The organism is Pseudomonas sp. GM74 (genome assembly GCF_000282455.1).
Lineage (GTDB): Bacteria > Pseudomonadota > Gammaproteobacteria > Pseudomonadales > Pseudomonadaceae > Aquipseudomonas.
In genome coordinates, this window is the sequence record NZ_AKJG01000096.1 from 1 (window position 1) to 24,351 (window position 24,351).

Genomic DNA, 24,351 nt, shown 5'->3' on the forward strand with positions numbered 1-24,351 from the left:
GTCCCCGCCGGCAGCGCCCGGCTGCGGGTCACGCTGACGGCTGCCCACAGCGAGGCCCAGGTACAGCTATTGTTAAACGGACTGGCCGATTGTTTTCAGCAACTGAAGCCGGAGCCAAGCCATGCGTGATCGTCTGATTCTGCTGCCCGGCTGGGGCCTTGGCGTTTCACCGCTGGAGCCTTTGGCGGCGGCCTTGCGTGGTCTGGATGAGCACCTGCACGTCGAGATTGAGCAGTTGCCGGAGCTGGAGTCGAGCGATCTTGAAGAGTGGCTCGATGAGCTTGATTCGACCTTGCCGCAAGACGTCTGGCTTGGCGGTTGGTCATTGGGCGGCATGCTTGCCTGCGAGTTGGCGGCCCGGCGTGGCGATCGCTGTTGTGGCGTGTTCACCCTGGCGAGCAACGCTTCTTTTGTCGCCCATGATCAATGGTCAAGCGCCATGCCCGGGGAAACCTTCGATGCGTTTCTGGCGGGATGCGAAGCCGATCCGCGCGCGACGTTGAAACGCTTTTCACTGCTCTGCGCCCAGGGCGCCGAAGACCCGCGCGGATTGTCGCGGTTGTTGCTCGGTGGCGCACCAAACACCGCCGCGCCGGTGCTGCTCAGTGGTCTGCAAGTGCTCGCGCAACTGGATACCCGACAGGCACTGCAATCGTTCCGTGGTCCGCAACTGCATCTGTTCGCCGGCCTCGACGGTCTGGTGCCGGCGCAAGCGGCGGGCGAGTTGCTGGCATTGCTGCCGGATGTCGAAATCGGTCTGATTGAACAGGCCAGCCACGGGTTTCTCCTGGAGGATCCCCACGGTGTGGCGGGGGCGATCCAGGCCTTTTTGCATGAGTCCGGCGATGACTGATCTATCCTTTCCCAACCTGCCCGGCGCCTTGCCTGACAAGCGCCAGGTTGCAGCATCATTCTCCCGCGCGGCGGCCAGCTATGACAGCGTGGCCGAGTTGCAGCGCGATGTTGGCAGCCAATTGCTCGGGCGCTTGCCGCAGGACTTCGTACCGCAGCGCTGGCTGGACCTGGGCTGTGGCACCGGGCATTTCAGTCGTGCCCTGGACGAGCAATTTCCGGGCAGTCACGGTGTGGCGCTGGACATCGCCGAGGGCATGCTCAACCACGCCCGGCCATTGGGCGGTGCCACGCACTTCGTGGCCGGCGATGCCGAGCGGTTGCCACTGCGGGATTCGACCTGCGACCTGATCTTCTCCAGCCTGGCGGTGCAGTGGTGCGCGGACTTCGACTCGGTGCTCAGTGAAGCCTTTCGGGTGCTGAAACCGGGCGGCATTTTCGCGTTTGCTAGTCTGTGTGTAGGGACGTTGTTCGAATTGCGTGACAGCTGGCGCGAAGTCGACGGCATGGTGCACGTCAACCGCTTCCGGGAGTTTGGTGTTTATCAGCGGTTGTGTACGGCCAGCGGCTTGAGGACAGTCAGTCTGCATAACCTTGCGCACGTGCTGCATTACCCGGATGTGCGTAGCCTGACCCATGAACTCAAGGCGTTGGGTGCGCACAATCTCAATCCCGGGCGGCCAGGTGGCTTGACCGGCCGGGCGCGGATTTTGGGCCTGATCGAGGCTTACGAACAGTTTCGTCAGGCCCAGGGCCTGCCGGCGACTTATCAAGTGGTGTACGCCGTTTTGGAGAAACCCTTATGAGCGCAGCCTATTTCATCGCCGGCACAGATACCGATGTCGGTAAAACCACGGTCGCTGCCGGGTTGCTGCATGCGGCGCGCTCGGCGGGATTGAGCACGGCGGCGGGCAAGCCGGTCGCGTCCGGTTGCGATGTGACGCCCAAAGGCTTGCGCAACGCCGATGCGCTGACCTTGCTGGCGGAGTGTTCGCTGCCGCTGACCTATGCACAGGTCAATCCGATGGCCTTCGAACCGGCCATTGCCCCGCATCTGGCGGCGCGAGAAGCGGGCGTGGCGCTGACGGTGCAGTCGTTGCTGACGCCGATGCGGCAGATTCTGAGCATGCAGGCGGACTTCACCCTGATCGAAGGCGCTGGCGGCTGGCGCGTACCCTTGGCGGATCAGGACAATCTGTCGGACCTGGCCATCGCATTGAAGCTGCCGGTGATCCTGGTGGTCGGTGTACGCCTGGGCTGTATCAGCCATGCCTTGTTGACCGCCGAAGCGATTGCCAGGGACGGTTTGCAACTGGCGGGATGGGTGGCCAACATCATCGACCCGAAGACCTCGCGGCTGGAAGAAAACCTGGCTACCCTTGCCGAGCGCCTCCCGGCACCGTGCCTGGGGCGTGTGCCTAAACTCAAGGTCGTCACGGCCGAGGCAGTGGCCGAGCACTTGCAACTGGACCTGTTGGACTGAAGTTTTCGCAATGCGGGCTTTGCCTATGATAAGGCACTGTGCCATTAGTGTTTTTGTCGGGTGTTTTGCTGGCCACTCTGCTTCAATGGCCACTGTTGATCCATTGAAAGGACGAGTTCTCCCTTGGAAATCTCAGGAAGCACCGCTTTTTATGCCGGTCTGAGCACCCTTCAGGCAGGGCAGAACCGCGTCGATCAAGCCGCCGGGCAGATCGCCAACACCACCCTCGAGCGTTCGGTCACCAGCCAGTCCTCCGAGGCACAGGTCGATCGTCTGCGATCGGTTGATCGCAGCCGGCAATCGGACCTCGCCAGCAACGTGATCGACATGGCCCAAGGCAAGATTCAGGCGGAGCTGGGCGTGAAAGTCGCCAAGGCAGCCGACGAAGTGCTTGGAACGTTGATCGATACCTACGCTTGATTCTCTAAAGAATTTGCACCCTCCAGCGCCACGCCTGTTCGCGGCGTTTTTCTGCGTAAGCCTTTCTTGTTCAACTAATCTTTTCGGTGTGGCGGGCTGCTTCGCAAGCGCGGCTGCGTTGTCGCGTGCCTGTGTGTCCAATCCTGCGATGACGAACGGCAAATGATCGACGCTTGACAAGATTTGGGCGTAAACGTATGTTTCAAACAACTGTTTGATCGCAACAACAAATCAATGCGGTCGTTCATTCCCGGTTACATCAGCAGAGGTTTATCGCTATGCCTGACTACAAGGCCCCCTTGCGTGATATTCGCTTCGTTCGTGACGAGCTGCTCGGCTACGAAGCGCACTATCAGAGCCTTCCGGCTTGTGCCGACGCAACTCCGGACATGGTTGACGCCATTCTCGAGGAAGGCGCCAAGTTTTGTGAGCAGGTACTGGCTCCGCTGAACCGCGTGGGTGACATCGAGGGTTGCACCTGGAGCGAGTCCGGTGTCAAGACTCCGACTGGCTTCAAAGAAGCCTACAAGCAATTCGTCGAAGGTGGCTGGCCGAGCCTGGCTCACGACGTAGAGCACGGTGGCCAAGGCCTGCCGGAGTCTCTGGGCCTGGCCATCAGCGAAATGGTTGGTGAGTCCAACTGGTCGTGGGGCATGTACCCAGGCCTGTCGCACGGTGCGATGAACACCATCTCCGAGCACGGCACCCCTGAGCAGCAAGAGGCTTACCTGACCAAGCTGGTTTCCGGCGAGTGGACCGGCACCATGTGCCTGACCGAACCGCACTGCGGCACCGACCTTGGCATGCTGCGCACCAAGGCCGAGCCTCAGGCCGACGGTTCCTACAAGGTTTCCGGCACCAAGATCTTCATCTCGGCCGGTGAACACGACATGGCCGACAACATCGTCCACATCGTACTGGCCCGCCTGCCGGATGCACCGGCTGGCACCAAAGGCATCTCCCTGTTCATCGTGCCGAAGTTCATGCCGAACGCCGATGGTTCGGTTGGCGCGCGCAATGCCGTGTCCTGCGGTTCCCTGGAACACAAGATGGGCATCCACGGCAACGCCACCTGCGTGATGAACTTCGACGGTGCCACCGGTTTCCTGATCGGCCCGGCGAACAAAGGCCTGAACTGCATGTTCACCTTCATGAACACCGCACGCCTGGGTACAGCGCTGCAAGGCCTGGCCCACGCTGAAGTCGGTTTCCAGGGCGGCCTGAAATACGCTCGCGACCGTCTGCAGATGCGCTCGCTGACTGGCCCGAAAGCGCCGGACAAAGCCGCTGACCCGATCATCGTGCACCCTGACGTACGCCGCATGCTGTTGACCATGAAGGCATTCGCCGAAGGCAACCGTGCGATGGTTTACTTCACCGCCAAGCAGGTCGACATCGTCAAGTACGGCGTGGATGAAGAAGAGAAGAAAAAAGCCGACGCACTGTTGGCGTTCATGACTCCAATCGCCAAAGCCTTCATGACCGAAGTCGGTTTCGAGTCGGCCAACCACGGCGTGCAGATCTACGGCGGCCACGGCTTCATCGCCGAGTGGGGCATGGAGCAGAACGTCCGCGACAGCCGCATCTCGATGCTGTACGAAGGCACCACCGGTATCCAGGCTCTCGACCTGCTGGGCCGTAAAGTGCTGATGACCCAAGGCGAGGCTCTGAAGGGCTTCACCAAGATCGTCCACAAGTTCTGCCAGACCAACGAAGGCAACGAAGCGGTTCAAGAGTTCGTCGCTCCGCTGGCTGCACTGAATAAGGAATGGGGCGAGCTGACCATGAAGGTCGGTATGGCTGCCATGAAAGATCGCGAAGAAGTCGGCGCGGCCTCCGTGGACTACCTGATGTACTCCGGTTACGCCTGCCTGGCCTACTTCTGGGCTGACATGGCGCGTCTGGCTGCCGAGAAACTGGCTGCCGGCACATCCGAAGAGGCGTTCTACACCGCCAAGCTGCAGACTGCGCGTTTCTACTTCCAGCGCATCCTGCCGCGTACCCGCACTCACGTTGCAACCATGCTGTCGGGCGCCAACAACCTGATGGACATGAAAGAAGAGAACTTCGACCTGGGCTACTAAGCCTTAACGAAGTACTTGAAAAAGCCGCTGCTCCTTCGGGAACAGCGGCTTTTTTGCTTTAAGGGCTGCCTGTGGAATAAGTGTTTGTAACGCCCTTTAAAAATACCTCACTAATTCACTCAGTAACTCGGGCTACCTGCCGTTACAGTAGTGGGCACATTGCCATCTATTGAATTGACGGGTCGGAGCTTTACCCTTGCCGCGCTCATCTGCCGTACGTTTCAGTCATTTCCTGCCGTCATTAGTGCTGTTACTGGCGGGGCTTGCGGCTGCTTACATCAAGGATCTGAACGTCTTCTTCACGTCGCTGTTCAACGTGCTGCCCACCCTGGTGCTGTTGCTCGGTGGCGCCTATTGCGCGGTGTACCGACGCCAGCGTGAACTGTTTCTGATGGTCACGGTGTACATCGCCTACGCCCTGCTCGACACCCAGACCGATTATTACCGCGACAACGGCAAGGTACGTGACGATGCCGCCGTGGTCTTTCATTTGTGTTGCCTGCTGCTGCCGCTGCTGTTTGGCGTGTTCGCGGCGTGGCAGGAGCGCACCCATCTGTTCCAGGACATGGTGGCGCGCTTCGCGGTCTTGCTCGCGGTGGGCAGCGTGGCGCTGGGGCTTGAGCAAAGTTATCCACATGCGCTGCTGATCTGGCTGTCGGAGATTCGCTGGCCTGCCTTGCATGGCGCCTGGATGAGCCTGATCCAGTTGTCCTACCCGGTGTTCATCGCTGCGTTCCTGCTGCTGGCCTGGCAGTACTGGCGCAACCCGCGACCGCTGCATGCCGCGCAACTGGTGGGATTGCTCGGGTTGTTCTGGATGTTGCCGAAAACCTTCATCCTGCCGTTCACGCTGAACATCATGTGCAGCCAGGTGATGCTGATGATCGCCGCCGCCGTTGCCCACGAAGCCTATCAAATGGCCTTCCGCGACGAACTGACCGGGCTGCCGGGCCGTCGTGCGCTGAATGAACGCCTGCAACGGTTGGGGCGCAACTACGTGTTGGCCATGAGCGACGTCGACCACTTCAAGAAATTCAACGATACCCATGGCCACGATGTCGGCGACCAGGTACTGCGGCTGGTGGCCAGCAAGCTGTCGAAAATCGGCGGTGGCGGTAAGGCGTATCGCTATGGCGGCGAGGAATTTGCCTTGGTGTTTGCAGGCAAGACCCTCGAAGAGTGCATGCCGCACCTGGAAGTCATCCGCGAGTCCATCGCCACTTACAACATTCAGTTGCGCAATCAGGAAAACCGCCCGCAGGACGATCATCAGGGGCGCCAGCGGCGTGCCGGTTCCGCTGCATCGAGTGTGTCGGTGACGGTCAGTATCGGCGTTGCCGAACGCATCGATCAACGCACCCCGGAGGAGGTGCTCAAGTCCGCCGACCAGGCGCTCTACAGCGCCAAGGGCGCCGGACGCAACTGCGTGATGGCGTTCGGGCAGAACCGTCGTGGCGCCGTGCGCATGGACGCCGCTACGGTTGAGTGATGATGGCGCATTCAGCGAGCGCAAAGTGATTGTGAGGCATGGTCGGCAGCAGTAGGTTGGAGAAATCTGCCGACGGAGAATGACCATGCCCGAGTACAAAGCTCCCTTGCGCGACATGCGCTTTCTGATCGACCACGTCTTCGACTTTCACCGCCACTACGCCGCGTTGGGGGCAACCGATGCCAGCCCGGACATGGTCAATGCGATCCTCGAGGAAGGGGCGAAGTTCTGCGAAAACGTGCTGTCGCCGCTCAACCGCAGTGGCGATGAAGAAGGCTGCCATTTCGACAATGGCGTGGTCACCACACCCGCGGGTTTCAAACAGGCATTCGCTCAATATGTCGAGGGCGGCTGGCATGGCCTGGCGGCGGATCCGGTTTACGGCGGTCAAGGGTTGCCGATCTCTCTGGGTCTGGTCATCAGCGAGATGGTGGCCTCCAGCAACACCTCTTGGGGCATGTACCCCGGCCTGACCCACGGTGCGATGTCGGCGATCCACGCCCATGGCACCGAGGCGCAAAAGCAGACCTATTTGAGGAAGCTCACCGCCGGCCAATGGACCGGCACCATGTGCCTGACAGAAGCCCATTGCGGCACCGACCTGGGCATCATCAAGACCCGCGCCGTGCCTGCGGCCGATGGCAGCTACGCGATCTCCGGCAGCAAGATCTTCATCTCCGCCGGCGAGCACGATATGAGCGCCAACATCATTCACCTGGTGCTGGCCAAATTGCCGGACGCACCGGCCGGGACCAAGGGCATTTCGCTGTTCATCGTGCCCAAGTTCCTGCCCGATGCGGCGGGCGAAGCGGGCGCGCGCAATGGCGTGTCCTGCGGCTCGATCGAACACAAAATGGGCATCAAGGCCTCGGCCACTTGCGTGCTGAACTTCGATGAGGCCAAGGGCTTTTTGATCGGCGAGCCGAACAAGGGCCTCAACTGCATGTTCACCATGATGAACCACGCGCGGCTGGGCACCGGCATGCAAGGGCTGTGTCTGGGGGAGGCGAGCTTTCAGGGCGCGATCAAATACGCCAACGACCGTTTGCAGATGCGCTCGCTGACCGGCCCGAAAGCGCCGGAAAAGGCCGCTGACCCGATCATCGTGCACCCTGATGTGCGGCGGATGTTGCTGACCATGAAAGCCTTCAACGAAGGCAACCGCGCGCTGACCTACTTCACCGCGCAGTTGCTCGACGTTGCACACCTGAGCCCGGATGAAACGGCGCGTCAGGATGCCGAAGACTTGTTGGCGTTCCTCACGCCGATCTGCAAAGCCTTCATGACCGACACCGGGCTGGAGGTGACCAACCACGGCATGCAGGTGTTTGGCGGCCACGGGTTCATTCGCGAATGGGGCATGGAGCAACTGGTACGCGACTGCCGGATCGCGCCAATCTATGAGGGCACCAACGGCATTCAGGCGCTGGACCTGCTCGGGCGCAAGGTGCTCGGCAGCCAGGGCAAGTTGCTGCGCGGTTTCACCAAAATCGTCCACAAGTTCTGCGCGGCGAACGCCGAGCATCCACAACTGGCCGGGTATGTGGCGCAGCTCAATCAACTGAACCAGCAGTGGGGTGAGTTGACCACCAGGGTCGGCATGGCGGCGATGAAAAACCCGGACGAAGTCGGTGCCGCGTCGGTGGATTACCTGATGTACAGCGGTTACATCATCCTCGGCTACCTGTGGTTGCGCATGGCGTTGGTGGCTCAGGCGCAGCTCGATGCGGGCAGCGGTGATGGCGACTTCTGCCGGGGTAAACTGGCGACCAGCGAGTTTTACTTCAAGCGTCTGTTGCCACGCACTGCCGCTCATCGTGCGGCCATAGAGGCGGGTAGCGATTGCCTGATGCAGCTGCCGGCGGAGTTGTTTGCGCTTTAGTCATATAAATCCGTTACAAAGAAGCTCGCCTTGCGCGGGCTTTTTTGTTGATGACTAAAAATAACAAAATGGTCATGAGTTGACCCTATGTGTCGCAAAAGTTGTTGAGGTACACTCCGAACCAACGAAAACACTCTTCCTGTGAATCACCTGTATAGATCTTGCGAGGTTTGCCATGGCTGACTACAAAGCGCCCCTGCGCGATATGCGCTTCGTCCTCAATGAAGTTTTCGAGGTCGCCAAACTCTGGGCCGAACTGCCTGCACTGGCCGAGACTGTGGATGCAGAAACGGTCGAAGCCATCCTGGAAGAAGCCGGCAAAGTCACCAGCAAAAGCATCGCACCGCTGAGCCGTGCCGCTGACGAAGAAGGTTGCCATTGGGCGGACGGTGCCGTCACCACGCCGGCAGGTTTCCCACAGGCCTATCAGACCTACGCTGAAGGCGGCTGGGTCGGTGTCGGTGGCGATCCGTCCTACGGCGGCATGGGCATGCCCAAAGCCGTTTCGGCCCAGGTCGAAGAAATGGTCAACTCCGCCAGCCTGTCGTTCGGCCTGTACCCGATGCTGACCGCCGGCGCTTGCCTGTCGATCAACGCCCACGCCAGCGAAGAACTGAAGGCCGCGTACCTGCCGAACATGTACGCCGGCATCTGGGCCGGTTCCATGTGCCTGACCGAGCCGCACGCCGGTACAGACCTGGGGATCATTCGCACCAAGGCCGAGCCTCAGGCCGACGGTTCCTACAAGGTCAGCGGCACCAAGATCTTCATCACTGGTGGCGAACACGACCTGACCGAAAACATCATCCACCTGGTACTGGCCAAGCTGCCGGATGCACCGGCGGGACCGAAAGGCATTTCGCTGTTCCTGGTGCCGAAGTTCATGGTCAATGCCGATGGCAGCCTCGGCGCGCGCAACCCGGCGAACTGCGGTTCGATCGAACACAAGATGGGCATCCAGGCGTCCGCGACCTGCGTGATGAACTTCGATGAAGCCGTGGGTTATCTGGTCGGCGAGCCGAACAAAGGCCTGGCGGCGATGTTCACCATGATGAACTACGAGCGACTGGGCGTCGGTATCCAGGGCCTGGCCACGGGCGAGCGCTCGTACCAGAACGCCGTGGAATACGCCCGCGACCGTCTGCAAAGCCGTTCGCCAACGGGTGCGCAGAACAAGGACAAAGTGGCTGACCCGATCATCGTCCACCCGGACGTGCGTCGCATGCTGCTGACCATGAAAGCCTCGAACGAAGGGGGCCGTGCGTTCTCCACCTACGTGGCGATGCAACTGGACACCGCCAAGTTCAGCGAAGATGCAACCACCCGCAAGCGCGCGGAAGACCTGGTGGCGTTGCTGACCCCGGTGGCCAAGGCGTTCCTGACCGACCTCGGCCTGGAAACCACCGTACACGGCCAGCAAGTCTTTGGCGGCCACGGTTACATCCGTGAATGGGGCCAGGAGCAACTGGTGCGTGATGTGCGCATCACGCAGATCTACGAAGGCACCAACGGCATTCAGGCGCTGGACCTGGTCGGGCGCAAGATCGTGGGTAGCGGCGGGGCGTTCTACAACCTGTTCGCCGACGAGATTCGTCACTTCACGGCGACCGCCAGCGCGGACCTCGCCGAGTTCACCAAGCCACTGAACGACGCCGTGACCACCCTCGATGAGCTGACCGCGTGGCTGCTTGACCGTGCGAAAACCAATCCGAACGAAATCGGCGCGGCGTCGGTCGAGTATCTGCAAGTGTTTGGTTACACCGCCTACGCCTACATGTGGGCCCTGATGGCCAAAGCGGCTTTTGGCAAGGAAGCGCAAGACGATTTCTACGCCAGCAAACTGGGCACGGCGCGGTTCTATTTCGCCCGTCTGTTGCCGCGCATTCACTCGTTGAGCGCGTCGGTGAAGGCCGGTAGTGAATCGTTGTTCCTGCTGGATGCAGGACAATTCTGAGGAAGTAGTATTTTGTAAGCATTCTCTTACATAACGTGCTGCTGTTCTCCCATAGATGCAAATTGGATCCAGAGCTAATCTACTTCACATGGACGTAGCGCAGGAAGCGCAAAGCAACAACAGGGACACGTAGGATTCTGCCAGGACGGCGGAGTGAAATGGATGTCAGGGAAACAGTCTGCAAAGCCCCGCTTCGGCGGGGTTTTCTTTTGCCCGAAGAAAAGTTTCTAGCTCAGCCCGTCCAGGGCCTGCGGGCTGTTCAAACGTTCAGCCGGGCCATTTATCACTTCTTCCAGCAATGTCCGCAGCAAGGCCAGCGAGGTCTGCTGCCGTTGCACATCCCGACACACCAAGCCGACTTTCAGCGGCACTCGGGGTTCGCTCAGGGGTTTCCACAGCAGTTCGTGGTTGCCATGGGTCTTTTGCGAGCGTCCGGGCAGCACCGTCGCCAGGCGCGTGTGGGGCAGGCTGTCGAGGATGCCGGCCATGTTGTTCAATTCGGCTTGCACCTGTGGACGACGTCCCAGGCTTGTCAGCTGTGCCTGCCAGATCTGTCTGATCTGAAATTCCTCGCCCAGCAGCAACATCGGCAGTTCGGCGGCCTGACTCATGGATACTTTCTTGAATTCACGCAGTGGGTGCTCTGCCGGGATGACCAGGGTCAGTTCATCTTCGTACAGCATCACGCCATGCAAACCGGGCTGGCGGGGCGGCAGGTAGCTGATGCCGATATCGAGAGAACCGTTGAGCAGTCGCCGCTCGATTTCCAGGCCGGTCAGTTCATAGATCTGCACCACCAGATGCGGCTGCGCCTTGCGCACGCGTTCGAGCATCTGTGGAACGAGGCTGGTATGCACGGTCTGCAACACACCAATGGCCAAGGTGCGCAGCGCCTGACCCTTGAAGTTGCCGAGCGCTTCCCGTGCCCGTTGCAGACCATCGAGCAAAGGCAGGGCGTGGTTGTACAGCGTATGGGCCGCGAGGGTCGGCAACAGGCGTTTGCTGCTGCGCTCGAACAGGCTCACATCAAGGTTTTGTTCAAGCTGGCGGATCTGCTGGGACAGCGCTGGCTGGGAGATGGACAGGCGCTCGGCGGCCCGGCCCACGTGACCTTCTTCATAGACCGCGACGAAATAACGCAGTTGCTTGAAATCCATAAGTATTGCTTATCGAAAATGCTGGGAAATCGAAATGGCTGAACGCCTCGCCTGAGCCTAGTCTAACCGCATTCACAGGGCTTACAGGGCCACAGAGCGCGATGAATACCCTTTGCTTCGATGGTGTTTACATAGGTAAGGCAAAAAACCTCAAAAGAGGTTGTTTCAGATGAATCTGTTCAGTCTGCGCCGCAGTCCTCCCAGTCTTGATGATCTGGTCATGGACGCCTCCCTGTCATCCCAAGGCGTAAACCTTTCCAGCGAGTACTTGATGCCCAGTGTCGAGCGGCCGAAACAATTGTTTGTGCGTGGCCAGGGTTCATGGTTGTGGGACAGCGATGACCGTGCGTACCTGGATTTTTCCCAGGGCGGTGGGGCCAACAGCCTCGGTCATAGCCCTTCGGTACTGGTCAACGCAATTACTGCCCAGGCTCAGTCACTGATCAATCCGGGCTTCGGCCTGCATAACCGCGGTATGCTCAGCCTCGCCGAACACCTATGTGCCAGCACCGGCAGTGATCAGGCCTGTCTGCTCAATACCGGCAGCGAAGCCTGCGAGGCAGCGATAAAGCTGGCACGCAAATGGGGTCAACGGCATCGCGGCGGTGCGTCGCGAATCATTGTGGCCAACAACGGATGCCATGGCCGGAGCCTGGGGACGATTTCGGCGTCGGACAGTTCGACATTGATCAACCGATTCGAGCCGCAACTGCCAGGCTTCAGTCGTGTTCCGTTCAATGACCTGCCAGCGTTGCATGCGGCCGTGGATGAACGGACCGTAGCGATCATGCTCGAGCCGATCCAGAGTGAAGCCGGCGTGATCCCGGCCACCGCGCACTACCTCAAGGGCGTCGAACGCTTGTGCCGTGAACTTGGCATTTTGCTGATCCTTGATGAAGTGCAAACCGGCATCGGCCGTTGTGGCACCTTGCTCGCGGAACAGTCCTGCGGCGTCACGGCGGATATCGTCGTGCTCGGCAAAGGCTTGGGCGGCGGCGTGCCATTGGCCGCGCTGCTGGCGCGGGGCAAGGCTTGCTGTTTCGACATTGGCGAGGTGACAGGCAGTCATCACGGTAATGCGTTGATGACCGCAGCGGGACTTACGGTGCTCGATACCGTGCAGGACAAGGCTTTCCTCAAACACATCTCAGAGGCCGGTCAGCATCTGCGTGAAGGATTGGCGCGTCTGGCCCATCGTTACGGCCACGGCGAGTTGCGCGGACAAGGGCTGCTTTGGGGGCTGACGCTGTCGGACGATTCCGCCGACGCTGTGGTCAAGGCCGCGCTGTACGAAGGCCTGCTACTCAACGCCCCGCAACCCGACTGCCTGCGCTTTACCCCTGCGCTCAATGTCAGCATCGCCAACATCGACGAAATGCTCCTGCGCTTGGCGCGCGCCTTCTCCCGAGTACGCACCGCGCAATTGCAGTGCCGCAAAGGGATTGCCGTCTGATCCGACGCGCCCTGCACGCATTCCCGAACCGTCTCGCGGTAATACGCACGCCTCACGCCCGATATTTTTGGCGTGGGGCGTTTTTTTGTCTACGAAATTCAACGAAGGGGCGGAGCTTGGGAGTAGAGTGACTGAACCCTGACAAGCGGCACAGGTCGATTAGCTGTAGGGCTCGAACGAGTCCACCCCAATCAGGAGCTGCCCCATGGACTTTATTCGCATCATCATCGCCATCCTGTTGCCGCCACTGGGTGTGTTTCTGCAAGTAGGATTCGGCGGGGCGTTCTGGCTGAACATTCTGCTGACGTTGTGCGGTTACATTCCTGGGATCGTGCATGCGGTTTACATCATCGCCAAGCGCTGAGTTTTTGCGGCGCTGGATAGATCGCTTTCGCGAGCAAGCCCGCTCCCACAGTTTCTGTGGCGTGCACAAATCCTGTGGGAGCGGCGGTGCGGCGATCCGACTTGCCCGCGAAGGGGACGCCACCGTTTCGGCAATGAGCGCGGGCTTCAGTCCACTGAATCCATGACCCGCCGATAAAACAACCACTCCTGCTCCAGCGCATGGGCCTGGTTACCGGCCTTGCGAAAGCCATGGCGTTCGTCCGCGTAGTAATGCGCTTCGACCAGGATGCCGTTGTTCTGCAGGGCCTCGACCATGTCGCGGGTCTGCTGCGGGACGACCACGGCATCCAGTTCTCCTTGAAAGAAGATCATCGGCACGCGGATGTTGCCGGCATGCAGCAGTGGTGTGCGGGCGGCGTAACGTTCGGCATCCAGTTGCGGATCGCCGATCAGCCAGTCCAGATAATCGCCCTCGAACTTGTGGGTCGCCCGGCCCAATGCGACGGGATCGCTAACGCCATAAAGGCTCGCCCCGGCCCGGAAAACGTTGTGGAAGGCCAGCGCGCACAATGTGGTGTAGCCGCCGGCACTGCCGCCGCGGATGAACGCTTTGTCGCCATCGATCAAGCCACGCTCGGCGAGATGGCTGACCACCGCGCAAGCGTCTTCGACATCTACATCTCCCCAACTCAGATGCAGAGCCTGGCGATAGGCCCGGCCATAACCGCTGCTGCCGCGATAGTTGAGGTCGGCCACGGCGAAACCCCGCTGTGCCCAGTACTGGATACGCGGATCGAGCATCGGGTAGCACGCCGATGTCGGGCCACCATGGACGAACACCACCAATGGCGGTTTCGTCTCGCCGGTCATCGCCGGGTAGAAAAAGCCGTGTGCTTCGCCTGAGCCACTTGGGTAGCGCAAGGTTTGCGGGCGGCTGATTTGTTCGGCGGGCAAAGGGGCAACGCCGCCGGCCAGCACCTTTACTTGTCGAGAAAGGCGATCGACAGCAATGACGGCGGTTGAACTGACGGGCGACGCCGCGATGCAATAGATGAACTGTTCATCCACGGCGAGATGGCGAAAGCGGCTGTAGTCGCCGGCGAAGTCGGCGCTGGAATCACCGACTATGCCCAATCGGCCAAATCCGCCCTCGGTCCAACTGGCCAGATAACTGTCGTCGCTCAGCGGCAACCAGGTGCTGCCGCCGAGTTGCCACGGCGCGGGGCCATGGTCGGCGCTGGCACTTGGCATTGGGCTCAAGCCTTTTCCAGATTCTTTCCATGGCTGCCAGTAACCTGCGCGATCCGTCAGGCAATACAAGCGACCGCTGACATCAAACCGCGGTTGTTGCACAGACTCTTGAACGCCGTCGCCCGCCACACAACGAGCCTCGGCAAACCCGCCGTTGGCGAGGCGTTCGGCAACCATCAAGCGGGTTGCTGTCCATGGCTGATCCGGGCGACTCCATTCGATCCAGGCCAGGCGTCGGGCATCAGGGCTCAGCGTCGGTGCCGTGTAGAAATCGGCACCTTCGGTCAGCAGGTGGCGTGCGCCATTCACAAGATCGATCGCCACCAGTCGGTGTTGGTCGCGATGCTCCTCGACCGCCAGCACTTGCCCGTTGGCGAACTGCAGATCGCCATAACGGCACGCACCGGACGTCAGCCTTTCGGGTGCTTCGTCTTGCAGTGACTGCCGATACAACTGCTGGTCTGCCTCGTTGACGAAAACAATGCCGTCGTCCGTCAGACAAAACGCGCCGCCGCCATATTCGTACACCCGACTGCGCACGCTGAACCCCGGTGGTGTCAGGCATTTCACTGCACCATCTCGCCAATGCCAGATCCGGCACGCCGCGTCTTCGGGGCGGTACTCGTTCCAGAACAGGCCCTGCCGCCCGACCTGCAATTCGGCAAAGTCGATACCGGCGGCCACGGCTTTGGCAGCGCTGAAAGGTTCAGCTTTTGGCGATGAGGCGTGAGTTTCGTTCATTGCGAAAGGCCAGTTGGTCGATGGTCTGGGTCGCGTGTTCGGCTTCTTCGCGAGCCTTGAGGATCACGCCGTGTTGTGGCGACTTGCTGCACACCGGGTCGGCGTTGCTGGCATCACCGGTGAGCATGAACGCCTGGCAGCGGCAGCCGCCGAAGTCCTTTTCTTTCTCGTCACAGGAGCGGCACGGCTCGGGCATCCAGTCATAACCGCGAAAGCGATTGAAGCCGAACGAGTCGTACCAGATGTGCTGCATGCTGTGGTCGCGCACGTTGGGAAACTGCACCGGCAGCTGTCGGGCACCGTGACAGGGCAGGGCGGTTCCGTCTGGCGTGACTGTCAGAAAAATACTGCCCCAGCCATTCATGCAGGCTTTCGGGCGTTCTTCGTAATAGTCCGGGGTGACGAAAATCAGCTTGCACGGATGCCCTTCGGCTTCCAGTCTGGCGCGGTATTCATTGGTGATGCGTTCGGCGCGCACCAGTTGCTCCTGGGTCGGCAATAGCCCGACGCGATTGAGCTGCGCCCAACCGTAGAACTGGCACGTGGCGAGCTCGACGAAGTCCGCTTCCAGTGCGATGCACAGCTCGATGATGCGGTCGATCTGGTCGATGTTGTGCCGATGGGTGACGAAGTTCAGCACCATCGGATAACCATGGGCCTTCACCGCCCGGGCCATTTCCAGTTTCTGCGCAAAGGCCTTTTTCGAGCCGGCCAGCAGGTTGTTCACCTGCTCGTCGCTGGCCTGGAAACTGATCTGGATGTGATCGAGACCGGCCTTCTTGAAGTCGCTGATTTTCTGCTCGGTCAGGCCGATGCCGGAGGTGATCAGGTTGGTGTAGAAACCCAGTTTGCGGGCTTCGGTAATCAGCTCGGCGAGGTCCTGGCGCACCAGCGGTTCACCACCGGAAAAGCCCAGTTGCGCCGCGCCCATTTCCCGCGCTTCGCGAAATACCTTGATCCACTGTTCGGTGCTCAGCTCTTTGCCCTGTTCGGCGAAATCCAGCGGATTGGAGCAGTACGGGCATTGCAGCGGGCAGCGATAGGTCAGCTCGGCGAGCAGCCACAGCGGCAGGCCGACTTCCGGTTTGGGCGGCACTTGCACTGATGAATCAGGCAAGTTCGATCCAGTGCTGCGCACGGGCTACCTCCATGAATTGCTCGATGTCGTCACCAAGCTCGGGTACGCCGGGGAACTGTTGGTCGAGTTCGGCGATGATCGCCGCGACATCCCGTTCACCGTCAATCAAGCCACCGATCAGTGCGGCACTTTCGTTGAGCTTGATCATGCCTTCCGGGTACAGCAGCACATGGCCTTTCTGCGCCGGTTCGTACTGAAAGCGGTAGCCGGGACGCCAGGTCGGGGTCTTGCTGCGATCGAAACTCATAAGGTGATTCCTTTGTGCCAGACCCGTTCCCCGGTCACGCTGTGATACGGCGGGCGTTTCAGTTCGTAGGCCATGCTCATGGCATCGAGCATGCTCCAAAGAATGTCCAGTTTGAACTGGAGAATTTCCAGCATGCGCTCCTGGCCTTCACGGGTGGTGTAGTGCTGCAGCGTGATCGCCAGACCATGCTCGACATCACGCCGTGCCTGGCCCAGGCGCGTGCGGAAATACTCGTATCCGGCCGGGTCGATCCATGGGTAATGCTGCGGCCAACTGTCCAGGCGCGATTGGTGGATCTGCGGGGCGAACAGTTCGGTCAGCGAACTGCTGGCGGCTTCCTGCCAGCTGGCGCGGCGGGCGAAGTTGACGTAGGCGTCCACGGCGAAGCGCACGCCGGGCAGCACCAGTTCCTGAGAGCGCAACTGGTCCGGGTCGAGGCCGACGGCCTGGCCCAGTCGCAGCCAGGCTTCGATGCCGCCGTCTTCACCGGGCGCACCGTCGTGGTCAAGCAGGCGCTGAATCCACTCGCGGCGGATCTCGCGGTCAGGGCAGTTGGCGAGGATCGCCGCGTCCTTCAGGGGAATGTTCACCTGATAGTAGAAACGGTTGGCGACCCAGCCCTGGATCTGCTCGCGGCTTGCCCGGCCTTCATACATCGCCACGTGATAGGGGTGATGGATGTGGTAATAGGCGCCCTTGGCGCGCAGGGCCGCTTCGAATTCGGCGGGGGACATCGGGGTGTCGGTCATTGCGGTTCTCCGGTGTACAACCGTTGAAATCTTTGGTGTCTGGTCGGACATCATCGCTGGCAAGCCAGCTCCCACAGGTTTTATGTGCGCCACAGAACATTGTGGGAGCGGGCTTGCCCGCGAAGGGGCCCTCAGCTACAACACAATACTCATGCCGTCATACGCCACTTCCACCTGGCGCCGATCCAGCTCCGCACGCTGCGGCGAATCCTCATCGAGAATCGGGTTGGTGTTGTTGATGTGGATAAGTACTTTGCGCTGCTCGGGCAGTTGCTCCAGCACTTCGAGCATGCCACCGGGGCCGTTCTGCGCCAGATGGCCCATCTCGCGACCGGTACGGGTGCCGACGCCGCGCCGCTGCATTTCATCGTCATCCCACAAGGTTCCATCCACCAGCAGGCAATCGCTGCCGGCCATGATTTCCAGAAGCGCATCATCCACCTTGCCCAGGCCCGGTGCGTAGAACAGTTTGCCGCCGGTGTTGAGGTCTTCGATGATCAGGCCGATGTTGTCGCCCGGATGCGGGTCGAAGCGATGCGGTGAGTAGGGTGGCGCGGCACTGCGCAAAGGCAGCGGGGTAAAGCGCAGGTTCGGGCAGGCCGGTACGCTGAAGCTCTGGTCGAGCTCGATGCGATTCCAGGTCAGCCCGCCATTCCAGTGGTTGAGCATGGTGAACAGCGGAAAACCGCTGCTCAGGTCTTCGTGGACCATGTCGGTGCACCAGACCTGATGCGGGCATCCTTCACGCAGCATGAGCAGGCCGGTGGTGTGGTCGATCTGGCTGTCCATCAGGATGATCGCGCCGATTCCGGTATCGCGCAGGGCTCGGCCCGGTTGCATCGGGGCGAAGCTCTGGAGTTGCGCGCGGATGTCCGGGGAGGTGTTGCACAGCACCCAGTTCACGCCGTCGTCGGAAATCGCGATGGACGATTGCGTCCGCGCCTTGGCCCGCAGGCTGCCGTTGCGAAAGCCCGCGCAGTTCACGCAGTTGCAGTTCCACTGGGGGAAGCCGCCGCCGGCAGCGGAACCTAGAATCTGGACAAACATGGACGCTCCATCATTTCAACGCTGAAAATAAAACGCCTCGGATAACCGAGGCGTTGTGCTGCATCTCTGCCAAAGCTGAGATTAGCGGCTTGCGAAGTACATGGTGACTTCAAAGCCAATACGCAGGTCGGTGTAGGCAGGTTTGGTCCAGGCCATAAATTGAACTCCTTCAGGTAAGGTGGGACAGCGCTATCTATAGGTATAGTCCACCTCAAGACAGAGATGTTCCAGATAGTTAGGTTGCTATGTTACTCAAAATTTCAAAGAAATTGCCCGTGAAACTTTGAGAAAGCTCCTTGCAGCCCCGGTAATGATCATTTTGCCGCTTGCCATGGCTCGCCTTGTGCAGCGCTGTTGGCAAGGCACAGCCAGCCGCCTTCGGCCTGATTCAGGCGTTGGGCCGCAGCCAGTAAAGCGGCTCGGTCGGTTTGCAAAATGGCCTCGGGCAATTGCGTCAGATATTCCGACGAACGGCCGGCCAGCTTGCCCTGCCAGAGTAATTCGGCCGCTTGCCCCGTGGTGAGCGCAGCACTGGAAAACTGATCCGCCAGGGCCTGGCGTTGAGCGGTGAAGGTGGTGTCGTCGAGCGTGTGGATCAGTTCTGGTAATCGATTCAGGAATTGCTCGATGTGTTGCAGCAACTCCACCGGCGCAACGCTTGGCGATTGCACGCCGAACAGCAGCCCGGTTTGCCCGTGAATCTGCCGCAAGGCGCTGAACACCGCATAGCCGAGTTGCAACTCCACTCGCAGGCGTTGGTAGAAGGGTGTCTGGCAGACATGCGCGAGCAAACGCCACGCGGCTTCGTCGGCCATTTCCTGGGTGGCTGTCGGACAGAGCAGCAGCAACGCGTGTTCGCTGGAGGCAGTATCGACAGTGCTCCACAGGTGCTGTGAAAGGATCGAAGAGGTCGGCGTCAGTTGATTATCCGGCGTGCCGGGTATGCGGCTCAAGGCCAGTCCCATGGCCGCTTGAGTCTGAGCCGATAACCCGATGGCCAGCCCATCCCATCGCGCACTCGACCAGAGTGGCTGCAGGTCGTTCGAGTTCGCGGTGTTCCCGAGGCAGTGTTCGGGCAGTGCCTTGAGCAGTTGTCGAATCGGTATTGGCGCAACGCTGGTCGATTCGGCTTGTAAGACAGCGGCATCAGGTTTTGTCAGTTCTTTCAGCACATGCTCCAGGACGCTGGGCATCGGCTCCTGTAGCCCGTTCAGTTTGAGCAGCCATTCGTTGCCCGACGCGCTGAAGGAAAACTCCACGCCGGCCTGGTGCGCGTCTTCGCGTAACGGTTGCAGGTGGCTTTCCAGTCGTGATTGAAGATTGCTGCCTGGAGCCGAGTCCAGACGCCAGCGCAGATAAATCGCACCTTCGGCACCGTTGTCCGGGAATGCCTGGCTGAAGTGCATCGGCGAACGTTCACGACGGCTGCGCGAGCGATCCTGGGCAAAAGTGCGCAGGCCGCGATGGGCGCTGGTCTGGCCGCGAATCAATCCGGCGTTGGGTGCCGGTGTTTCGCCGCGCAGGAAAGGATTGGGGGCGGGCAATTGCCATGGACCACTGAAGTTATCCACAGCTCCCACTTGTTGGAGGATCTGCTTGAGGGCTGTAACGCCCTGCTCGGGCAACCCGGCTTCGCGCTGTTCACTGTCCAGTCGGGCCAGTTGCAAGGCACTGCTGACTTGCTGCTGGCGCTGGAGCAGGGTTGCGTATTCTTCGCGCAATCGGTTCCAGTCTTGCTCGGCAAAGAAACCGAGCCAGTCCAGAAGGCGTTCGCGGATGCCTGTTGCCGAGTCGGCGGCGGGCAGGGTGAATTCGATATGCAGCAAGGCTTGCCCGGCGAACTGGTACAGCGGCTGGGCTTTCAGGTGATCGGCCAGCCCGCGCTCGCGCAGGTCCGCCAGCAAGCCGCCGGGTTTTGCCAGGTTCAGCCAGTGGCACAGGAATGCCAAGGCTTCTGCAGAAAGGTCGGGCAGCGCTTCAAGGGCAAACAGCAGATTCAAGCGCCGCTCGCCAGCCTGTTGATAACTTTTATCCGGCGCATCCATCAGCGGTATCGGCGCTTGTTGCGTGACGGTTTTGCCTTTGGCAATGACGCTGCCAAAGGCTTCGGCCATCGCTTTCAATTCATCGAGGCTCTGCGGCCCGGACAGGCTCAGGGTCATTTGCCCGGTCTGGTAAAACTGCTGATAAAAATCCTGCAACGCCTGCTGAAACTCGGGTTGTTGCAGCGGTAGACTGCCGCGATTGCCGGCATGAAAACCCCGTAGCGGGTGAGCCTCGGCCAGGCCATTGAACAGCGCAAACTGCTGCTGCGCCTCGGCATCCTGCGACCAGGCGACAAATTCCGCCTGCAACACTTCCCGTTCCCGCTGCTGGTCGTCCGGATTCATACGCGGATGGGCGAGCATGTCTGACAGACGCTCCAGCCCACCGGCAAACGCCTGGGGCGGCAGTTCGAAAAAGTAGTCCGTGGTGCGTTCGCTGGTCCGCGCGTTTACCTGGCCGCCATGGCTCCGGACGTAGGCCATCAACCCTTGCCCGGCAGGAAAACGCTCGGTACCGAGAAACAGCAGATGCTCAAGAAAATGCGCAAGGCCAGGCCACGCCAGAGGCACATCATGGCTACCCGCGGCGACCCGCAACGCTGCTGCACAACGCTTCAAATTCGGGGCATGACGCAGCGTCACCCGCAGGCCGTTGGCCAGGGTTTCAGTGTGGGGGCGAAGGGGATTCAACGCGGGCATGGGCACTTCCAGAACAGTGAAGTGCCAATGCTAGCGGATTAGGACTTGTTCAGCTCGCCGTAAAGCTCGGGACGACGATCGATCAGGTAGCGATTGGCGGCGCGGGAGTCGACCATCAACTGACGATCCAGCTCTCCAACAATCAATGCTTCATCAAGGCCTGCCTGAGCGATGCGGCTGCCATCCGGTGCGGCGATGCTGCTTTGACCGCAATAGTGGATATCGCCTTCATGGCCGCAGTAGTTGGCGTAAGCCACATAGCATTGGTTTTCGAAGGCGCGGGAACGCACGGTGACATCGGCGACGAAATCGAACGGAATCATGTTCGCGGTCGGCACCAGGATCAGCTCGGCACCGGCCAAGGCCAGGCGTCGGGCGTTTTCCGGAAATTCCAGGTCGTAGCAGATCAGGAAACCGAGCTTCCAGCCGTTGAGTTCAACGATGGGAAAATCGTCGGAACCTGCGCTGAACATCGAGTGATCCAGATCGCCGAACAGATGGGTCTTGCGGTAGTTGCAGATGCGCTCGCCGTTAGCGTCGATCAATTGCACGGCGTTGTAGATCTGCCCGTCCTCGGTGCGCTCGGGATAGCCATACAAGATGGCGATCCCGGTCGCCTTGGCAATGCGCGCAATCTGCTGCGCCGATTCACCGTTGTACACCTCCGCCAACACACTGACGGCATCGACGCCGATGTTGTAGCCAGTCAGGAACATCTCCGGCAGCACCAGCAAGTCAGCGCCTTTGGCCTCCAGCGCGAGCTGCTGCAAGCGCTGCAGGTTGCCGGGGACATCCAGGGGCAGCGGCGGACATTGGTAAAGGGCTACGCGCATTTCGGATTCCTCTTACTCGGGAAGGGCGATCGGTCCGATCTCGTTGAACACATCTCCTGGACCCGGATTCTCGGCGTGAGTTGCACCGCCGAAGTGTTTCATGATGCCCCACACCGCGTTGAGCGAGGTCTGTACCGCGCCCTCAACCCAGGCCGGCGTCCACGAAACGTCGTCGCCGGCGATGAAGATCCCGCGCTGCTCGACTGGCATGTCGTCCTGCATGAAGTGCGCGTACATACGCTGGTTGTAGCGGTAGTGGCCGGGCAGGGCACCTTTGAACGCGCCGAGGAAATGCGGGTCGGCTTCCCACGAAACGGTGATCGGATCGCCGATGATCCGCGCGGCGATGTCGACTTTCGGATAGATCTTCTTCAACGCATCCAATGCCAGCTTCACGCGTTTTTCCACCGGCTGCGGCAGCATTTTCAGCGCGTCGCTCATCCACGAGTACGACAGACAGATCACCCCCGGCTTGTCGTCGCCGTTGTCGAACAGATAGGTGCCACGGGTCAGGCGATCGGTGAGGGTCATGCTCATCAGGTCGCGACCGGTTTCCGGGTCCTTGTCCTTCCAGAACGGGCGGTCGACCATCACGAAAGTCTTCGACGACTGCATGTAGCGGGTGCGGTCCAGGGCCATCCACATCTTTTGCGAGAACAGGGTTTCGTCGCATTCGATCTGGGTGGTCAGCAGCCAGCTCTGGCAGGTGGTCAACACGGCCGCATATTCGCGGGTGTCGCCCCAGTTGTCGGTGACGGCGAAACGGCCTCCCGGCGCGTGGGCAATTTTCTTCACGCCGGTGCGCGGTGCGCCGTTGTGCAGCGAGCTGAGGCTGGTGCCGGCCGGCCAGTGCGCGCAACGCTCCGGCACATGGCGCCAGATGCCCTGCGGCACCTGTTCCACGCCGCCGACCACCAGATGCTGGTGATCGTCGCAGTTGGTCATCACCACGCGGAAAATTTCCAGCATCGAGTTAGGGAAGTCCGAGTCCCAGCCGCCGGTACCGAATCCGACCTGGCCAAACACTTCGCGATGGTGGAACGAGAGCTTGGCGAACGCCTTGGAGGTGGCGACGAAGTCGTAGAAGGTGCGGTCGTCCCACAGCGGCACCAGGGTGTTCCACAGTTCCTTGAGGCGCGGCACGTCGCGGTCGCGAATGGCTTGCTGGATATCCGAGAACTGCGAGCCGGCTTCCAGGGCATCGGCCCACGCGTCAGCCACTTCCTGGAACAGTGCGGGAAGATCCGACAACTTCTGTGCGTAATGAGTCTGGCCTTCGAGGTCGATCACCGTGCTGCCCGATGCGGGGGTCAGCGGGTTAGGGAAAGGTTTGGTTTCCAGACCGAGCTTGTCGACGTAGTGATAGAACGCGGTAGAGGACACCGGAAAACGCATGCCACCGAGCTCAGCCACAATACCTTCGGCGCCATTGAACGCCTGGGAGCGCAGACGGCCACCCATTTTCGAGGCTTCGTAGACGACCGGTTTCAGCCCCAGCTTCATCAGCTCATACGCGGCCACCAGGCCGGCAATCCCGCCACCGACAATCGCCACCTCGGCACCATGATTGTGCTCGGGAATGCTGCCCAGGCCAGCCGGGTGCTCGATCCAGTCGTCGAAGGCGAAGGGAAAGTCCGGACCGAAAATGGTGATTGGTTTCTTGCCGTCTGCGGGATGGCGATTGTTCTTGTTCATGGCTGACCTTGCTGGCGACCCGACGCGGAATGCGCATCTGAGTATAGGAAAAGATGCCAGCCATTCTAGAGAGCACAGAACACGTTAATAAGACGCAAAGTGTCGTCATTTTGCCATTTGTTTGATCAGTATGACGATCTATCAATACACACTGACCACTGTGGGAGCGAGCTTGCTCGCGATAGCGCCAGTTCAGTCACCGATGAACCCAGGCCTGAAAAGTCAAACCGGCTGCCCCCGATCAATCTTGCTGCTCAAGATGATCGACGTGGTGGTCTTCTCCACCCCATCCACGCTGCCAATCTGATCCAGCAACTGATCCAGTTGCTCCGGCGAATCGGTGCGCAACCACGCCACATAATCAAATTCGCCACTCACCGCACACAACTGCTGCACCTGCGCCATCGCACTCAGGCGCCGCAACACTTCCTTGCCGGAGCGCGGTTGCACGGTGATCCCCACGTACGCCTGCAACCCGCCATCCACCACCCGCTGCCCGAGGCGCACGCCGTAACCGGTGATCACCTTGGCCTTTTCCAGCCGCGCCAGGCGCGAGGTGACAGTGGTGCGGGCGATGCCCAGTTGCCGGGCGAGCATCGCCACGCTCTCGCGGGCGTTGATCTGCAGGGCGGCAATCAACTGGCGGTCAATTTCATCGAGGACGGGGGGGCGAGTGTCAGGCAAAGGGTTATCTCCAGCGGTATGGATCAGTGCGCAAGCATGTTACAGGCAGATTCTGTACGACGCTCGCGACGGATCCCTGATCTGGTCTCAGTACCGTTCATGA

The 24,351-nt window shown here is 60.5% G+C and carries 21 protein-coding genes and 1 pseudogene; 11 read left to right on the plus strand and 11 right to left on the minus strand.

Annotated features, from left to right (window positions below; genetic code table 11):
- The 9 genes and pseudogenes from PMI34_RS28825 to PMI34_RS09750 all read left to right on the plus strand — a co-directional run.
- Positions 1-129, plus strand: a pseudogene (locus PMI34_RS28825) (8-amino-7-oxononanoate synthase); the annotation flags it as partial.
- A complete protein-coding gene (locus tag PMI34_RS09785) occupies positions 122-853 on the plus strand; it encodes an alpha/beta fold hydrolase (RefSeq protein ID WP_008051556.1) in 732 nt (243 codons plus the stop codon). The pseudogene PMI34_RS28825 and the gene PMI34_RS09785, both read left to right, overlap by 8 nt.
- On the plus strand, positions 846-1,658 hold the full coding sequence (bioC, locus tag PMI34_RS09780; protein ID WP_008051566.1) for a malonyl-ACP O-methyltransferase BioC: 813 nt from the start codon (positions 846-848) through the stop codon (positions 1,656-1,658). Before PMI34_RS09785 ends, bioC begins: the two co-directional genes overlap by 8 nt.
- Complete coding sequence (gene bioD, locus PMI34_RS09775) at positions 1,655-2,335, plus strand: dethiobiotin synthase (protein ID WP_008051567.1); 681 nt, start codon at positions 1,655-1,657, stop codon at positions 2,333-2,335. Before bioC ends, bioD begins: the two co-directional genes overlap by 4 nt.
- Positions 2,336-2,458: 123 nt before the next feature.
- Positions 2,459-2,755, plus strand: a complete 297-nt coding sequence (locus tag PMI34_RS09770) for a hypothetical protein (RefSeq protein ID WP_008051569.1) — start codon at positions 2,459-2,461, stop codon at positions 2,753-2,755.
- Between the two features lie 278 nt (positions 2,756-3,033).
- Entirely contained in the window at positions 3,034-4,839 is a 1,806-nt protein-coding gene (locus PMI34_RS09765; protein WP_008051571.1) for a phenylacyl-CoA dehydrogenase, read from the plus strand.
- A gap of 196 nt (positions 4,840-5,035) precedes the next feature.
- A complete protein-coding gene (locus PMI34_RS09760) occupies positions 5,036-6,328 on the plus strand; it encodes a GGDEF domain-containing protein (RefSeq protein WP_008051573.1) in 1,293 nt (430 codons plus the stop codon).
- An 85-nt stretch (positions 6,329-6,413) separates the two neighbouring features.
- Positions 6,414-8,210, plus strand: a complete 1,797-nt coding sequence (locus PMI34_RS09755) for an acyl-CoA dehydrogenase C-terminal domain-containing protein (RefSeq protein ID WP_008051575.1) — start codon at positions 6,414-6,416, stop codon at positions 8,208-8,210.
- Between the two features lie 175 nt (positions 8,211-8,385).
- Positions 8,386-10,164, plus strand: a complete 1,779-nt coding sequence (locus tag PMI34_RS09750; RefSeq protein ID WP_008051577.1) for an acyl-CoA dehydrogenase C-terminal domain-containing protein — start codon at positions 8,386-8,388, stop codon at positions 10,162-10,164.
- A gap of 227 nt (positions 10,165-10,391) precedes the next feature.
- Here the strand turns inward: PMI34_RS09750 and PMI34_RS09745 are convergent, their stop codons facing one another.
- On the minus strand, positions 10,392-11,321 hold the full coding sequence (locus PMI34_RS09745) for a LysR family transcriptional regulator (RefSeq protein ID WP_008051578.1): 930 nt from the start codon (positions 11,319-11,321) through the stop codon (positions 10,392-10,394).
- Between the two features lie 169 nt (positions 11,322-11,490).
- Between PMI34_RS09745 and PMI34_RS09740 the strand changes: the two genes are divergently transcribed.
- A complete protein-coding gene (locus PMI34_RS09740) occupies positions 11,491-12,774 on the plus strand; it encodes an aspartate aminotransferase family protein (RefSeq protein ID WP_008051580.1) in 1,284 nt (427 codons plus the stop codon).
- A gap of 205 nt (positions 12,775-12,979) precedes the next feature.
- Positions 12,980-13,138, plus strand: a complete 159-nt coding sequence (locus PMI34_RS28315; RefSeq protein WP_003228885.1) for a YqaE/Pmp3 family membrane protein — start codon at positions 12,980-12,982, stop codon at positions 13,136-13,138.
- Positions 13,139-13,284: 146 nt separating this feature from the next.
- Here PMI34_RS28315 and PMI34_RS09730 read toward each other — a convergent pair whose 3' ends face one another.
- The 10 genes from PMI34_RS09730 to PMI34_RS09690 all read right to left on the minus strand — a co-directional run bounded on the left by PMI34_RS09730 (position 13,285) and on the right by PMI34_RS09690 (position 24,248).
- The gene (locus PMI34_RS09730; RefSeq protein ID WP_008051581.1) at positions 13,285-15,111 is read right to left on the minus strand and encodes a S9 family peptidase; all 1,827 of its coding nucleotides are present in this window, start codon (positions 15,109-15,111) and stop codon (positions 13,285-13,287) included.
- Positions 15,077-16,249 (minus strand): pyrroloquinoline quinone biosynthesis protein PqqE, encoded by a 1,173-nt coding sequence (pqqE, locus tag PMI34_RS09725; protein ID WP_008051582.1) that lies wholly within the window; start codon positions 16,247-16,249, stop codon positions 15,077-15,079. The genes PMI34_RS09730 and pqqE overlap by 35 nt, the downstream gene beginning before the upstream one ends.
- Positions 16,221-16,496: a pyrroloquinoline quinone biosynthesis peptide chaperone PqqD gene (gene pqqD / locus PMI34_RS09720; protein WP_008051583.1), complete on the minus strand. Its 276-nt coding sequence runs from the start codon at positions 16,494-16,496 to the stop codon at positions 16,221-16,223. The genes pqqE and pqqD overlap by 29 nt, the downstream gene beginning before the upstream one ends.
- On the minus strand, positions 16,493-17,245 hold the full coding sequence (gene pqqC / locus PMI34_RS09715; RefSeq protein ID WP_008051584.1) for a pyrroloquinoline-quinone synthase PqqC: 753 nt from the start codon (positions 17,243-17,245) through the stop codon (positions 16,493-16,495). Before pqqC ends, pqqD begins: the two co-directional genes overlap by 4 nt.
- A 135-nt stretch (positions 17,246-17,380) precedes the next feature.
- Entirely contained in the window at positions 17,381-18,292 is a 912-nt protein-coding gene (gene pqqB / locus PMI34_RS09710; RefSeq protein ID WP_008051585.1) for a pyrroloquinoline quinone biosynthesis protein PqqB, read from the minus strand.
- A gap of 81 nt (positions 18,293-18,373) precedes the next feature.
- Positions 18,374-18,448 (minus strand): pyrroloquinoline quinone precursor peptide PqqA, encoded by a 75-nt coding sequence (gene pqqA / locus PMI34_RS28320; RefSeq protein WP_003444522.1) that lies wholly within the window; start codon positions 18,446-18,448, stop codon positions 18,374-18,376.
- Between the two features lie 158 nt (positions 18,449-18,606).
- Positions 18,607-21,036, minus strand: a complete 2,430-nt coding sequence (gene pqqF / locus PMI34_RS09705) for a pyrroloquinoline quinone biosynthesis protein PqqF (RefSeq protein WP_008051586.1) — start codon at positions 21,034-21,036, stop codon at positions 18,607-18,609.
- Positions 21,037-21,074: 38 nt separating this feature from the next.
- Positions 21,075-21,869, minus strand: a complete 795-nt coding sequence (locus PMI34_RS09700) for a carbon-nitrogen hydrolase family protein (RefSeq protein WP_008051587.1) — start codon at positions 21,867-21,869, stop codon at positions 21,075-21,077.
- Between the two features lie 12 nt (positions 21,870-21,881).
- On the minus strand, positions 21,882-23,564 hold the full coding sequence (locus PMI34_RS09695; protein WP_008051588.1) for a flavin monoamine oxidase family protein: 1,683 nt from the start codon (positions 23,562-23,564) through the stop codon (positions 21,882-21,884).
- 222 nt (positions 23,565-23,786) lie between these two features.
- The gene (locus tag PMI34_RS09690; RefSeq protein ID WP_007980298.1) at positions 23,787-24,248 is read right to left on the minus strand and encodes an Lrp/AsnC family transcriptional regulator; all 462 of its coding nucleotides are present in this window, start codon (positions 24,246-24,248) and stop codon (positions 23,787-23,789) included.
- Positions 24,249-24,351 lie beyond the last annotated feature (103 nt).

Bases quoted from the DNA above. Each gene is read 5' to 3' on its own strand.
- bioD (WP_008051567.1), top strand. From the start codon at position 1,655: ATGAGCGCAGCCTATTTCATCGCCGGCACAGATACCGATGTCGGTAAA.
- PMI34_RS09745 (WP_008051578.1), bottom strand. From the start codon at position 11,321: ATGGATTTCAAGCAACTGCGTTATTTCGTCGCGGTCTATGAAGAAGGT.
- pqqD (WP_008051583.1), bottom strand. From the start codon at position 16,496: ATGAGTTTCGATCGCAGCAAGACCCCGACCTGGCGTCCCGGCTACCGC.
- pqqF (WP_008051586.1), bottom strand. From the start codon at position 21,036: ATGCCCGCGTTGAATCCCCTTCGCCCCCACACTGAAACCCTGGCCAAC.
- PMI34_RS09700 (WP_008051587.1), bottom strand. From the start codon at position 21,869: ATGCGCGTAGCCCTTTACCAATGTCCGCCGCTGCCCCTGGATGTCCCC.
- PMI34_RS09750 (WP_008051577.1), top strand. From the start codon at position 8,386: ATGGCTGACTACAAAGCGCCCCTGCGCGATATGCGCTTCGTCCTCAAT.
- PMI34_RS09755 (WP_008051575.1), top strand. From the start codon at position 6,414: ATGCCCGAGTACAAAGCTCCCTTGCGCGACATGCGCTTTCTGATCGAC.
- PMI34_RS09785 (WP_008051556.1), top strand. From the start codon at position 122: ATGCGTGATCGTCTGATTCTGCTGCCCGGCTGGGGCCTTGGCGTTTCA.
- pqqB (WP_008051585.1), bottom strand. From the start codon at position 18,292: ATGTTTGTCCAGATTCTAGGTTCCGCTGCCGGCGGCGGCTTCCCCCAG.
- PMI34_RS09730 (WP_008051581.1), bottom strand. From the start codon at position 15,111: ATGAACGAAACTCACGCCTCATCGCCAAAAGCTGAACCTTTCAGCGCT.
- pqqC (WP_008051584.1), bottom strand. From the start codon at position 17,245: ATGACCGACACCCCGATGTCCCCCGCCGAATTCGAAGCGGCCCTGCGC.
- bioC (WP_008051566.1), top strand. From the start codon at position 846: ATGACTGATCTATCCTTTCCCAACCTGCCCGGCGCCTTGCCTGACAAG.
- PMI34_RS09740 (WP_008051580.1), top strand. From the start codon at position 11,491: ATGAATCTGTTCAGTCTGCGCCGCAGTCCTCCCAGTCTTGATGATCTG.
- PMI34_RS28315 (WP_003228885.1), top strand. From the start codon at position 12,980: ATGGACTTTATTCGCATCATCATCGCCATCCTGTTGCCGCCACTGGGT.
- PMI34_RS09765 (WP_008051571.1), top strand. From the start codon at position 3,034: ATGCCTGACTACAAGGCCCCCTTGCGTGATATTCGCTTCGTTCGTGAC.
- PMI34_RS09695 (WP_008051588.1), bottom strand. From the start codon at position 23,564: ATGAACAAGAACAATCGCCATCCCGCAGACGGCAAGAAACCAATCACC.